This is a genomic window from Pseudoduganella buxea (assembly GCF_009720835.1).
GTDB lineage: Bacteria > Pseudomonadota > Gammaproteobacteria > Burkholderiales > Burkholderiaceae_D > Rugamonas > Rugamonas buxea.
The window spans coordinates 1-12,305 of record NZ_WNKZ01000048.1; the positions used below are offsets into that span (position 1 = coordinate 1).

General features: G+C 64.7%; 11 protein-coding genes. 5 read left to right on the forward strand and 6 right to left on the reverse strand.

The genetic code is table 11. From position 1 onward, the window contains the following. Nucleotides 1-126 precede the first annotated feature (126 nt). Entirely contained in the window at nucleotides 127-1,521 is a 1,395-nt protein-coding gene (locus GM672_RS16305) for an MFS transporter (protein WP_155471596.1), read from the reverse strand. A 484-nt stretch (nucleotides 1,522-2,005) separates the two neighbouring features. On the opposite strand from GM672_RS16305, the gene gudD reads away from it, so the two are divergent. Both gudD and GM672_RS16315 read left to right on the forward strand, forming a co-directional pair. Continuing rightward, nucleotides 2,006-3,352: a glucarate dehydratase gene (gene gudD / locus GM672_RS16310; protein ID WP_155471597.1), complete on the forward strand. Its 1,347-nt coding sequence runs from the start codon at nucleotides 2,006-2,008 to the stop codon at nucleotides 3,350-3,352. Nucleotides 3,353-3,510: 158 nt separating this feature from the next. Continuing rightward, nucleotides 3,511-5,052 (forward strand): FAD-dependent monooxygenase, encoded by a 1,542-nt coding sequence (locus GM672_RS16315; RefSeq protein ID WP_155471598.1) that lies wholly within the window; start codon nucleotides 3,511-3,513, stop codon nucleotides 5,050-5,052. A gap of 11 nt (nucleotides 5,053-5,063) precedes the next feature. Here GM672_RS16315 and GM672_RS16320 read toward each other — a convergent pair whose 3' ends face one another. The 4 genes from GM672_RS16320 to GM672_RS16335 all read right to left on the reverse strand — a co-directional run bounded on the left by GM672_RS16320 (nucleotide 5,064) and on the right by GM672_RS16335 (nucleotide 8,271). Next, nucleotides 5,064-5,786, reverse strand: a complete 723-nt coding sequence (locus GM672_RS16320) for an MHFG family PEP-CTERM protein (protein ID WP_155471599.1) — start codon at nucleotides 5,784-5,786, stop codon at nucleotides 5,064-5,066. Nucleotides 5,787-5,901: 115 nt separating this feature from the next. Beyond that, nucleotides 5,902-7,236: an extracellular catalytic domain type 1 short-chain-length polyhydroxyalkanoate depolymerase gene (locus GM672_RS16325; RefSeq protein ID WP_229417776.1), complete on the reverse strand. Its 1,335-nt coding sequence runs from the start codon at nucleotides 7,234-7,236 to the stop codon at nucleotides 5,902-5,904. Between the two features lie 54 nt (nucleotides 7,237-7,290). Further along, nucleotides 7,291-7,701, reverse strand: a complete 411-nt coding sequence (locus GM672_RS16330; RefSeq protein ID WP_155471600.1) for a ribbon-helix-helix domain-containing protein — start codon at nucleotides 7,699-7,701, stop codon at nucleotides 7,291-7,293. 240 nt (nucleotides 7,702-7,941) lie between these two features. After that, a complete protein-coding gene (locus tag GM672_RS16335; RefSeq protein ID WP_155471601.1) occupies nucleotides 7,942-8,271 on the reverse strand; it encodes a hypothetical protein in 330 nt (109 codons plus the stop codon). Between the two features lie 133 nt (nucleotides 8,272-8,404). Between GM672_RS16335 and GM672_RS16340 the strand changes: the two genes are divergently transcribed. Continuing rightward, nucleotides 8,405-9,100, forward strand: coding sequence for a DNA-binding protein (locus tag GM672_RS16340; protein ID WP_155471602.1), 696 nt, complete (start codon nucleotides 8,405-8,407; stop codon nucleotides 9,098-9,100). A gap of 287 nt (nucleotides 9,101-9,387) precedes the next feature. Here GM672_RS16340 and GM672_RS16345 read toward each other — a convergent pair whose 3' ends face one another. After that, nucleotides 9,388-9,699, reverse strand: coding sequence for a hypothetical protein (locus GM672_RS16345; protein WP_155471603.1), 312 nt, complete (start codon nucleotides 9,697-9,699; stop codon nucleotides 9,388-9,390). Between the two features lie 382 nt (nucleotides 9,700-10,081). Here GM672_RS16345 and GM672_RS16350 point away from each other — a divergent pair, with 382 nt between their 5' ends. Both GM672_RS16350 and rpsB read left to right on the forward strand, forming a co-directional pair. Further along, nucleotides 10,082-11,218 carry an ATP-binding protein gene (locus GM672_RS16350; RefSeq protein WP_229417777.1) on the forward strand — a complete coding sequence of 379 codons (1,137 nt, stop codon included), beginning with the start codon at nucleotides 10,082-10,084 and terminating at the stop codon, nucleotides 11,216-11,218. A 269-nt stretch (nucleotides 11,219-11,487) separates the two neighbouring features. Next, complete coding sequence (rpsB, locus tag GM672_RS16355; protein WP_155471604.1) at nucleotides 11,488-12,240, forward strand: 30S ribosomal protein S2; 753 nt, start codon at nucleotides 11,488-11,490, stop codon at nucleotides 12,238-12,240. Nucleotides 12,241-12,305: the final 65 nt, after the last annotated feature.

Consider the following 12,305-nt stretch of genomic DNA (forward strand, 5'->3'; position numbering starts at 1 on the left):
CACTGCGTCCGCACCGCCGCGTACTCGTCGATTTCCATGCCCACCTCCGTCTTGGTTCATGCCAACTTACGGTATGACAATGGTCGAGCCAACAAGTTCCTTGCGACCGGGGCACAGCGCCTTTTTTTACGACGCCCGCCGCGCGGCGCCGGGTGCATCCAGGCCTTCCAGGGCCGCCGGTTTCCTGAACTCGAAGCGGCGGATGTCGCCGACAACGAACAGGTAGCACAGGATCGCCACCAGCGCGTTGGCGCCGACGAAGACGAGGGCGCCGGCAAACGAGCCGGTGGCCTGCAGGATGTAGCCGATGACGATCGGTGTCGTGATGCCGGCGGTATTGCCGAAGGTGTTGAACAAGCCGCCGCTCAGGCCGCCCGCTTGCTTCGGCGACGTGTCCGACACGACGGCCCAGCCCAGCGCGCCGATGCCCTTGCCGAAGAAGGCCAGCGACATCACGGCCACGACCACCCAGTCCTGCTCGACGTAGTTACAGACGATCATGCTCATGGCCAGCAGCATGCCGACGACGATGGGCGTCTTGCGCGCCGCCGACAGCGAGTAGCCGGACTTGATCATGCGGTCCGAGATGACGCCGCCCAGGATGCCGCCCAGGAAACCGGCGATGGCGGGCAGCGCGGCGACGAAGCCCGCCTTCAGGATCGTCATGCCCCGCTCCGAGACGAGGTAGACGGGGAACCACGTCAGGAAGAAGTAGGTCAAGGTCGTGATGCAGTACTGGCCGACGTACACGCCCAGCAGCATGCGGCTGCCCAGCAGCTGCTTGATGGTGGCCCACGTATCGGTATTCGTCTTCACCGGCTCGGCCGATTCGATGTCGACCAGCCCGCCGCCCGCCTCGATATAGGCCAGTTCGGCGGCATTGATGCGGGGGTGCTGGCGCGGACCGTAGATCGTGACGAGCCACACGAAGGACATGATGATGCCCAGCGCGCCCATCACGTAGAACACGCTTTGCCAGCCCAGGCTGTGCACCAGCCAGCCCATCAGCGGCGCGAACAGCACCGTGGCGAAATACTGGGCCGAGTTGAAGATGGCGGCAGCGCGGCCCCTTTCGGCCGTGGGGAACCAGCTTGAGGTGATGCGGCTGTTGCCGGGGAAGGAGGGTGCTTCGGCCGCGCCCACCAGCAGGCGCAGGCAGAACAGCGCGGCGACGGCGGCGCCGCCCGTCAGGAAGCCCACGCCGCCCATCATTACGGTGAACAGCGACCACAGGAAGATGCTGAAGAAATAGGTGATCTTCGAGCCGAAGCGGTCCAGCAGCCAGCCGCCGGGCAACTGCGCCAGCACGTACGACCACGCGAACGCGGAGAAGACATAGCCCATCTCCACCGGCGACAGGCCCAGCAGCTTCTTCAGTTCGGGGCCGGCAATCGAGATGGTGGCCCGGTCCGCATAGTTGATGGTGGTGATCAGGAACAGCATCGCCAGGATGGTCCAGCGGGCGCGGGTGGCCTTGGCGGGGACGCCGGCCGGCGCGGGACGGTTAGCTTGCACTTCCATACGGTCTCCTAAGAATTTACAGGGCGTTCACTTCGGTCGGGTCAACCGTGAATCTTCTGTTAGACGCATCATAAACACATCATTAATACATCAAAGTGGTCAGGCCAGTATGAGCACAGTTGGCCCAAATGGCAATTCCCTCGTTGGGTGGTTGTGACCCTTAAAAATCAATGAGATAGCGGTATGGAAACAGAAGTTATCGCAAATTTCCCGTCTATTCATTGCGTGACGACGGATGATGCGCTACGATCCGATCCGTCATTATGGAGGACTGAGGCGCCATATATATCATTTTCTACCATTGGCGACGGTAACGTGCCGGCATGTCGGCCGGACCGCATCACGATCGAAGATGCGCAGTCGGGATGAGACATGAGCAAGGAACCCTCGCCTCGCTGCTGCTGGCCGCCGGCACGGCGAACGACAGGACCGGCGACCGTGCTCAGGGCCCGGCATCCGTCATACTTTTTAGTCAGGAACCCACATGAACGATCGAACTCTTTCCCGTCACGCCCCCGTCGTTACCGAACTGCGTGTCATCCCCGTTGCTGGCCGCGACAGCATGCTGCTGAACCTGTCCGGCGCCCACGGCCCTTACTTCACCCGCAATATCGTTATCCTGACGGACAGCGCCGGCAACACGGGCGTGGGCGAAGTGCCCGGCGGCGAAGCGATCCGACAGACCCTGGAAGACGCCCGCGCGCTGGTGGTGGGCCAGTCCGTCGGCAATTACCAGGCGATCCTGAACAAGGTGCGCGCGGCTTTTGCCGAACGCGACGCCGGCGGGCGCGGCAACCAGACCTTCGACCTGCGCATTGCCATCCATGCCGTGACGGCGCTGGAAGCATCGCTGCTGGACCTGCTGGGCAAGTTCCTCGGCGTGCCCGTGTGCGCCCTGCTGGGCGACGGCCAGCAGCGCAGCCAGGTCGAAATGCTGGGCTACCTGTTCTACGTGGGCGACCGCGCCGTCACCGACCTGCCGTACCACAGCGATCCGGACCAGGCCGACGACTGGCTGCGCCTGCGCCATGAAGTGGCGTTGACGCCGGAGGCGATCGTGCGCCTGGCCGAAGCGTCCTACGAGCGCTACGGCTTCAAGGACTTCAAGCTGAAGGGCGGCGTGCTGCGGGGCGAGGAGGAAATCGCCGCCGTGACGGCGCTGGCCGAGCGTTTCCCGGAAGCGCGCGTGACCCTGGACCCGAACGGCGGCTGGCTGCTGAAGGACGCCATTCGCCTGTGCCGCGACCAGCATCACGTGCTGGCCTATGCGGAAGACCCGTGCGGCGCGGAAAATGGCTACTCGGGCCGCGAAGTGATGGCCGAGTTCCGCCGCGCCACGGGCCTGCCGACGGCGACCAACATGATCGCCACGGACTGGCGCGAGCTGGGCCACGCGATCCAGCTGCAGTCGGTCGACATTCCGCTGGCCGATCCGCACTTCTGGACCATGCAGGGTTCCGTGCGCGTGGCCCAGCTGTGCAAGGAGTGGGGCCTGACGTGGGGCTCCCATTCGAACAACCACTTCGATATCTCGCTGGCCATGTTCACCCACGTGGCAGCCGCCGCTCCGGGCAGGATCACGGCCATCGACACGCACTGGATCTGGCAGGACGGCCAGCACCTGACCACCAACCCGCTGCGGATCCAGGGCGGCATGGTCGACGTGCCGACGGCGCCGGGCCTGGGCGTGGACATCGACCTGGCCGCCATCGAGCAGGCGCACCAGGTATACAAGGGCATGGGCCTGGGCGCCCGCAACGACGCGGTGGCGATGCAGTACTACATCCCGGGCTGGACCTTCGACGCCAAGCGGCCCGCTTTCGTGCGCTGAGCGGCAACGCGGCAGTCACACTGGGCGCCTTCGTGGCGCCTTTTTTCGTTCCGTCAGCTTGGTGTGCCGCACGAAGTCGCTTTGAAGCGGGCTTTGACGGCGGGCCCGCGCCTTACTAACATGATCGGCATGTCATGTCATCAAGGCGGGAGGGCAGCATGGACCAGGTACTGATCGCGGGAGCGGGGCCGACGGGCCTGGCGTTGGCGTTGTGGCTGACGCGGCAGGGCGTCAACGTGCGCATCGTCGACCGGAGCGCGGGGCCGGGCGAGACCTCGCGCGCGATGGTCGTGCAGGCGCGCACCCTGGAACTGTACCGCCAGCTCGACCTGGCCGAAGCCGTCGTCGCGGCGGGGCACCGCAACCCGTCGATGAATGTCTGGGCACGCGGCAAGCACCGGGCCACGATCGTGCTGGCCGAGGCGGGCAGGACGCTGTCGCCTTATCCCTTCATCACCGTCTACCCGCAAGACCAGCATGAGCGGCTGCTGGCCGACAAGCTTGCCGCGCTGGGTGTCGACATCGAGCGCAATACGGAACTGGTCGACTTCGACGAGCACGATGGACTGGTGCATGCCCGGTTGCGGCGCGCGGATGGTACTACGGAAGAGATCGCGGTGCCCTACCTGGCCGGCTGCGACGGAGCGCGCTCGACCGTCCGGCAACGCCTGGGCATCGACTTCGATGGCGGCACCTACCAGCACGCCTTCTACGTCGCCGACGTCGAGGCAAGCGGCCTGGAGCCGGCCGGCGAGGCCCATATCGCGTTCGAGACGGGCGGCGATTTCGCCCTGGTCTTCCCTTACGGTACCGGCAACTTCCGGCGGCTGATAGGCACCGTCAGCGACGAGCGGGCCGCAGGCGTCGAATCGCTGACCTTCGAGGACGTGCGGCAGGATGCGCTGCATTCGCTGGGCATGCAGGTCGAGCGCGTCAACTGGTTTTCCACCTACCGGGTGCACCACCGCATCGCCAGCCAGTTCCAGCGCGGCCGCGTCTTCCTGCTGGGCGACGCGGGCCACATCCACAGCCCCGTCGGCGGGCAGGGCATGAATACGGGCATTGTCGACGCCTCCAACCTGGCGTGGAAGCTGGCCGACGTGCTGCACGGCCGCGCACCCGAGCGTCTGCTGGAGACTTATGCGCTGGAGCGCCAGGCCTTTGCACGCACCCTGGTCGCGACGACGGACCGCATGTTCACCTTGGCCACCAGCGACGGCAATGTGGCAGACTTCATCAAGACGCATATCCTGCCGACCATCGCCAGTGCCGCTGCCCGCATCGGGGACGTGCGCGAACTGGCGTTCAGGACGGTGTCGCAGATCACGATGCACTACCGCGACAGTTGGCTCAGCCGGGGCCAGGCGGGCGACGTGCGCGGCGGCGAGCGGCTGCCATGGCTGGCGCCGCCGCACGAGGACAATTTCGTGGCGGACGGCGCCATCGGCTGGCAACTTCACGTGTATGGCCAGGCCAGCGCCGCCGTGCAAACGTGGTGCGAGGCGCATGGCATCCGGCTGCGCCAGTTCGCCTGGGATGAGGCTTGCCGCGCGGTGGGCCTGCATGAAGACGCGCTGTATTTGCTGCGGCCGGACAGCTACGTGGCGCTGGCCAGCGTTGACGGGTCGCCGCAGGCGCTGGCCGGGTATTTCGAAGAGCAGGGCTATGTCTGGAAAGGGGATGCGACGGCGGCCAGGTGATGCCGTGGCACTCAGTGACGCTTGCGGTCGGTCAGCCGCCGCCAGCCGGCCAGGCAGCCGAAGCCGGCGACGAGCATGGCCCACGTCGACGCTTCCGGCACGGGCTGCAAGGAACCGCCCGGGTGCCAGTCCCAGGGCGGCGCAACGCCCGGATCGGGCACGACGACGGGACGTTCCGGGCTGTCTTCTTCTTCCTCGTCGGGCGGCGTGCTGTCGGCCAGGCCCAGTTCGATGCCGAGGGCCCAGTCCAGCGGGTGGCTGGCCGGTTGCCACGGCTGCCCGGGCGCTTCGATGACTTCCACGCGGGTGTTTGCCGGTGCCGGCTGCGGCGCCGCGGGACGGCGCCGGACGCGGCTGACATTGCCGCAGATGCGCGGCACCAGGATGCAGTGCTCGCCGGCGCAGTACACGGCCGCAGGCTCGCTGCGTGCCGCGTGCCAGCCGGCACGGTCGACCGTGCCGCACACGCGGCGCTTGCCGAAGTGCATGTCGCGGATGACGGGATCGTAGTCCAGCTTGCCGGTGATGGTGTCGCGCCCGATGTGCACGGTGTCGTCCGGCGTGCCGGCGGCGATCTTCGCCAGCAGGGCCTGGCGCCCGTCCGGCGGGATATCCGGGTAATGTGCCAGCGCGCCGGCGGCATCGCCCCGGTAGGGATCGACACCGGGGCGGTTCCAGGAGCAGGTGGCACTGAAGACGAGGCTGGCGGCCAGGGCGGCGGCAGTAATTGGCATGGTGCGGTCCCGTGGAAAGCAAACACTGGATGACCATGATGATGCCGAACGTCAATTTCCCCTTTGCTATTTCTCAAGGGCCAGAGTTTTGTTGCTGGCCGCCTACATCATGCCGTCACGCCTGCCGCGCCGCCGCCACGGCCTTGAAAAAGCGCACCATCTCACGGCTGGCGTCCGGGCCTTTGCAGTCCGTGTAGCTGCCGCTGGGGCTGCCGCCGGCCCAGGCATGGCCGCCGCCGTGCAGCACCCAGTGTTCCGCCACCACGGCGCCGTCCCGGTTGGTGTGCACGTCCCGGGTGTACTTGCGCCCGCCCGGCGCCTTGGCCGATTCGCTGGCCGGCGCGCCGCTGCCGTGGGGCGCCAGCGCATCGGCCAGCACCTGCTCGGCGTTGACGGCGGCCACCGTGTGATCCTTGTCGCCATGGAAGACGATGACGGGCCTGGTCGCGGCGCCGCCCTTGCGGCCGGGCGCGCCCGTCTTCATTGCCTGCAGCGCGGCCGGCAGGTCGTGGGCGGCACCGAAGGGCAGGCCCGAGTGCACGCCCACGGCCTGGTACAGCTCCGGGTACAGGGCGCCGACTATGACGGCCATGGCGCCGCCCGCCGACAGCCCGGCGATGCTGACCTGGCCAGCATCGACGGCATACTGCGTCATCACCTGGCGCGTCATGCCGGCGATAATGGCCGGTTCGCCCCGTTCCCGTTGCTGGTCGTTCTTGCTGAACCAGTTCCAGCAACGCGATTGGTTGGCGCTTTGCGGCTGGGCCGGATACAGCACCAGGCAACCGCTTTCCTCGCCGACCAGGTTCATCTTGGTGCCGGCGGCGAAATCGTCCGGGTCCTGCGTGCAGCCGTGCAGCATCACGACCAGCGGCATCGGCGTGCCGGCGTCGTAGTTGCTCGGCACGTAGAGCTTGTAGCCGCGGGTGCCGGCATGGTTGGTGAACGTGCCCGCCTCGAAGGTCGCGCCTTCGGGCAAGGGCGGCGGCGGGGTACGCTTGCGCATGGCCGGGCCTTCCGGCAGGTTGATGCCTTCCGGCAGGGTGAAGCCTTCGGGCATCTTGAATCCTTCCGGCATCTTAAAGCCTTCGGGCATCTTGAACCCCTCGGGCATCTGCACGCCTTCCGGCATCTTGAAACCTTGCGGCAGCTTGACGCCCAGCTTGTCCAGCATGGCGGCGATGGCCGGGTGGGTGCCGGGCGCGGCATCGTTACCGGTGTCATCGGCGGGCGGGGCCGGCGGCGCGGTGCGCTTGCCGCCAAATCCGCGCTTGCCCGACGCAGCATACTGGGGCGCCTCGTTCAAGTCTTTCAGGTTCGGCGTCGCACCGGCCTGCGCGCCCGGCTCTCCAGCCTCATCCATCGTGGCGGCGGCGCCCAGGGGACCGTTCTTCAGTAATTGTTGCGTGGCTGCCTGCAGGCGGGCCATCAGTGGCGAATCGTATTTCATGGTAGACCTTTCGTGCCGGTACTACCGGCGAGTGGTTTGCTGAAAACAGCGATGTCAGCGGATACGGCCCTTCAGGGCCGCCTTGACAGCTGTGCCGGCGTGCAAGGCACCCAGCACGGCAATGGAGTCGATGGTGGCGGCGGCCAGCTCCGGCGGCACGTCGGCGCCGATGGTGCACAGTCCCAGCACGCGGATATTCAGCGTCTCGCCGGCGGCCTGCACTGCTTCCAGGTCGCGCCGGCCGTAATGCTGCACGCCCAGCACGAGCTGGTCGCGCGCCACGGTCTGCCGCACCACGTCCGCGTGCAGTTGCAGCTGGTTGCGGATGGCGGTGCGGATCAGGTCGGTACGGTTGGCATAGAAGCCCTGCTGCACCAGCAGGTCGATCTGGCCCAGGTCGACGGGAAAAAGGTTGATCGTGATTTTTTCCGAGTCGCTGGCCCGTGCTTTGAGTTCGTTCGTCATGTTTGTAAGCTTTCCTGTTCTAGGCCATCCCTAAACCATCTGGTTGGATGGTATCTGCGGACATGATGAGGGATTGCAAGGGCTGGTGCAAGCTTATATTTTCAGCAGGGAACGGAGGTGACGCGGGAAGGGTACGGCTGCACAAGGCAGCCGCAGGTCGTGCGGAGGTCGTTCTTAAGGGCCAGGGGTCGGCCCGGGCATGCAGATCGGCGGCCGGCGCCGCGCTCGTCGCCGCAGTCGTCAGGGTGGCGTACCGCCCGGCTGCTGCCGCACATCCTCGGCATCCACCAGATAACCCTCGTCGGCAGCCAGTTGCGCCTCCGGCGGCAGCTTCTCGTGCGCGCGGGCCCGTGCCAGCAGGACCTGGACGGTATCGATCTTGTGGCGGGCCGCCTCGGCCAAGGTGGCGGCCGTCAGGATTTCCGGCAGCATCAGCTCGCACGCGGCGGCGGCCTGCACGGCAGGATGGTCCGGGTTCAGGGCGGCGCCGGCGCGGCCTTCGTCCCGTTCGGCCAGGCGCAGCACGTTGTGCAGGCCTCGTTCCAGTTGTTCCAGTTGCGACGATTGCATGGCGCTGGCTCCTTTCTTCGGTTAAAAAAGTAACGTACGGGGCAGGTGAGCCATGTCAGGATAAGCTATCGACTGGCGCGGCGCCGCCCGGTTCACCAACCGACCAGTTATATATTGCAAAAGGATAAACTCGATGCCGGAATCGACACCCACTTACGATGAAGTCGCAGAAGCCGCCAACCGGCTGAAGGAGGAGGGCACGGAAGTCACCAACGAAGCCGTGCGCGATGCGCTTGGCGCAGGCTCGGCCGCGTCCATTCACCGCCACCTGTCCCAGTGGCGCGCCAGCACGGATACGCCGTTCACGCCGCCCAGTCCGGACATTCCGGAGGCTGTCGCCGCCGCCTTGACGGACTGGGCCCAGCGCTATGCGGAAGAGGCGGGTGCCGGCACGCGCGACGCGCTGGCACGGGCGCAGAGCGACCTGGACGCCTTGCTCGATTCGGGCGAGCGAATCGAATCGGAGCGCGACCGCGCGCTGGCCACGTCGGCCGAACAGAACGAGCAGATCGAACAGTTGATGGTGGAACTGCGCGACGCGCGCAAGCTGGCCACGGATGCCCTGGTGGGCAAGGCGAAGGACCAGCTCGCCATTGACGGCAAGGACCGCCAGATCGCCGACCTGCGTGCCCAGCTGGAACGCAATGTCGCCGCCTCGGCCAGCGATTCCGATGCCCGCCTGGCGGCCGAAATGGAGCTGGTGGGGGCCACCACGGCACGCGACGAATTCGCCGCCGAAGCCCGGCAGCTGCGCGCACAACTGGAAGCGGCCAAGGCCGAACGGACGACGTTGCGGGCCGAAATGGATGCCTTGCGGGGCCGCCGCTAAGATATAGGCTGCCAATGCAAACGGGCAGGCGATGACGCCTGCCCGTGCAGTGGCCGGATGATCGGGTCAATCCGGCATAAAACAACTCCAGATCAGCGCGCCATTATTGCTGGCGCAATTTCTCTTCCTTTTTCACCTTCTTGTCCGCCTTTTTTTCCTTCATGCTTTTGGCAGGTTCTTTTTTGGTGGTTTTCTTTGCATCCTGGCTTTTACTCATGACGTTCTCCAATTAACTTCGCAATTCGTTTCGCATTATCAGCTGATTCACCGGCCGCTTGACGGCCGAATCAATGAATCGAGCAGCCCCGCACCGTCGGCAGCGGCTGGATCGCGGCGGCGACTTCGCCTTCGGCATCTTCCTCGATCTTGAACTGGACCCAACCCAATACCTCGGCAATACTCGCCAGCCCGCTGTGCAGGGCCGTGCGGGCCGCGCAATATTCCGTCAGACGGTCGACGACGGCATCGTCCAGTTCATCCGCGCCGGCCAGTGCGCCGATGCGGCTTTCGACGTCGTCCAGGTCACACGACAGCGCCAGGTGCAATGCCTGCAAGGCAGCCACCACATCCTCGCTGCTGTCCTCATCAATTTTGTCCATATTATTTCTTCCATTAGCGAAACTTATACGTCGATTCACGCATGGGAAAGCCGGCAAATGCCGGGCAAGCACATAACCAAGAAGAATGGTAAGGAGGAGATCAAACAGGACTGCCCATGGATGGTCCAATAAGGCAAGACGGGGAAGAAAGACCAGCAATAACAACGACTTGATACGGTGCGAAAGTCAGGATACAGTGCTTTGGCGGTTTCACCTAATGATTTCCCATATCGTTTCACCTGCGCATTTTATTGGCACTTTACGGCACCAATCTGGATAACGACTGTTATCATGGGGAAACCCCTTCGATGCATGTCGCGGAATCGGGAACAGAAAGATGACGATGACACAGCACCGCTTGGCCGATTTTATCAATGCCAACATGGAACCTCTCCTGCAAGCCTGGGAGGACTTCGCCCGCACCATCGAGCCGCCGGCGCTGACGATGGACGACGCCGAATTGCGCGACCACGCCCGGCAGATGCTGCTTGCATTCGCGAAGGATATCGCTACTCCCCAGTCCGAACCGCAGCGCGCCGCGAAGTCGAAGGGACAGGGTACGCGGAGCCACGAGGACACGGCGGCCGAGACCCATGCCGAAGCCCGTCTCAAATCGGGCTACACCGTCGTGCAGCTGGTGTCCGAATATCGCGCCCTGCGTTCGAGCGTGCTGACCCTGTGGGCCGCGGACGTCAAGGACAGCCGCGCCACCGACATGGCCGACGTGGCCCGCTTCAACGAGGCGGTCGACCAGGCGCTGGCTGAATCCGTGGCGCGCTACGAGCACATGGTCAAGCAGTCGCAGAACATGTTCCTTGCCATCCTGGGGCACGACCTGCGCAATCCGCTCGGCACGGTGGTCAGCGGGTCCAGCTTCGTCATGCAGGCAACGGATATTCCGCCGAAATACATCCTCGTCGCCACCCGCATGTTCAACAGCGCCAAGCGCATGAGCAAGCTGATCAACGACCTGATCGACTTTACCCGCACCCACCTGGGCCCCGGCATCCCGATCCGGGTCAAGCAGGGCAGCATGGTGGAAGTGTGCGAGCTGATGGTCAATGAGTTGCGCACCTTCCACCCGGAACAGCAGATCGAGTTCGAGTCGCCGCCGCAGCTCGACGCCATCTTCGACGACGGCCGGATTGCCCAGGTGCTGTCGAACCTGATCGGCAATGCCGTGCAGTACGGCAGCCCGGAGCTGCCCGTGAAGGTGCGCCTGCAGGGTGGTGTCAACGATATCTGCATCACCGTCAACAACCGCGGCACCACGATCCCGGCGGACAAGATTTCCGGCATCTTCGACCCGATGGTGCGCATCGCTGCCAGCGTCAGCACCGACTACACGGAGCGCACCAGCCTGGGCATCGGCCTGTTCATCTCGCGCGAAATCATCCATGCCCACGGCGGCAAGGTGATCGTGACGTCGAGCGACAGGGAAGGCACCACGTTTACCGTCACGATGCCCCGGATGCCGAAGGGGTTCGGCGCGGCGGACGAAGGCGGACTGCAGCGCTGAGGTCGGCAGCGCGACCCGGTTGAACGAAGGAGGCCGTGACCCCGGGGGCGGAGGCGCCGCGGTGCTGGCGGTTGACGCCCCGTGCATGGGGTGGTGCCTGGTCCGCCATGAGTCTTGTACCGGCAGCCATAAGTGGCTATAATCTCGGGTTGCCCGACCCAACGTCGGGTAATGTTGTAAAATCCACACTTTTTATAAACTCGAATCCTCTCTGCAAGGGTGCCCGCAAGGGTGACTGAGTGGATTCCAGACCCAACCCTGGAGTAACTATGTCTGTAACGATGCGTGAAATGCTGGAAGCCGGCGTCCATTTCGGTCACCAAACCCGTTTCTGGAACCCAAAGATGGCTCCGTTCATCTTCGGCCACCGCAACAAGATTCACATCATCAACCTGGAAAAAACCATGGCGATGTACCAGGAGGCGATGAAGACCGTGCGCCAACTGTCCGCTAACCGTGGCACCATCCTGATGGTGGGCACCAAGCGCCAGGCGCGCGACATCATCGCTGCTGAAGCCCAGCGCGCAGGTGTTCCTTACGTCGACCAGCGTTGGCTGGGCGGCATGCTGACCAACTTCAAGACCATCAAGACCTCGATCAAGCGCCTGAAGGACATGGAAGCCGCCATCGAAGACGGTTCCGTCGAGAAGCTGACGAAGAAGGACGCACTGCTGTTCTCGCGCGAGCTGGAGAAGCTGCAGAAGTCCATCGGCGGTATCAAGGATATGGGCGGTGTTCCTGACGCAATCTTCGTAGTCGACGTCGGCTACCACAAGGGCGCCATCACCGAAGCGCAGAAACTGGGCATCCCGGTCATCGGCGTGGTCGATACCAACCACTCGCCAGCTGGCGTGGATTACATCATCCCTGGTAACGATGACTCCTCCAAAGCGATCACCCTGTACGCCCGTGGCGTTGCAGATGCGATCCTGGAAGGCCGCGCCAACGCCTCCGCTGACGTCCTGGAACAAATCAAGACGGCATCGGGCGACGAGTTCGTGGAAGTCAACGAGCAGGCGTAATGTCTGGTCCCGCCCCGTGCAAGCGGGGCGGGTACATGCTTTGAAAAGGGGTGGCTCGTCAAGCT

What these genes read in the sequence shown, in the direction of transcription:
- GM672_RS16305 (WP_155471596.1), bottom strand. Translation starts at nt 1,521, where the DNA reads ATGGAAGTGCAAGCTAACCGTCCCGCGCCGGCCGGCGTCCCCGCCAAG.
- GM672_RS16350 (WP_229417777.1), top strand. Translation starts at nt 10,082, where the DNA reads ATGGAACCTCTCCTGCAAGCCTGGGAGGACTTCGCCCGCACCATCGAG.
- rpsB (WP_155471604.1), top strand. Translation starts at nt 11,488, where the DNA reads ATGTCTGTAACGATGCGTGAAATGCTGGAAGCCGGCGTCCATTTCGGT.
- GM672_RS16325 (WP_229417776.1), bottom strand. Translation starts at nt 7,236, where the DNA reads ATGAAATACGATTCGCCACTGATGGCCCGCCTGCAGGCAGCCACGCAA.
- GM672_RS16345 (WP_155471603.1), bottom strand. Translation starts at nt 9,699, where the DNA reads ATGGACAAAATTGATGAGGACAGCAGCGAGGATGTGGTGGCTGCCTTG.
- GM672_RS16320 (WP_155471599.1), bottom strand. Translation starts at nt 5,786, where the DNA reads ATGCCAATTACTGCCGCCGCCCTGGCCGCCAGCCTCGTCTTCAGTGCC.
- gudD (WP_155471597.1), top strand. Translation starts at nt 2,006, where the DNA reads ATGAACGATCGAACTCTTTCCCGTCACGCCCCCGTCGTTACCGAACTG.
- GM672_RS16330 (WP_155471600.1), bottom strand. Translation starts at nt 7,701, where the DNA reads ATGACGAACGAACTCAAAGCACGGGCCAGCGACTCGGAAAAAATCACG.
- GM672_RS16315 (WP_155471598.1), top strand. Translation starts at nt 3,511, where the DNA reads ATGGACCAGGTACTGATCGCGGGAGCGGGGCCGACGGGCCTGGCGTTG.
- GM672_RS16335 (WP_155471601.1), bottom strand. Translation starts at nt 8,271, where the DNA reads ATGCAATCGTCGCAACTGGAACAACTGGAACGAGGCCTGCACAACGTG.
- GM672_RS16340 (WP_155471602.1), top strand. Translation starts at nt 8,405, where the DNA reads ATGCCGGAATCGACACCCACTTACGATGAAGTCGCAGAAGCCGCCAAC.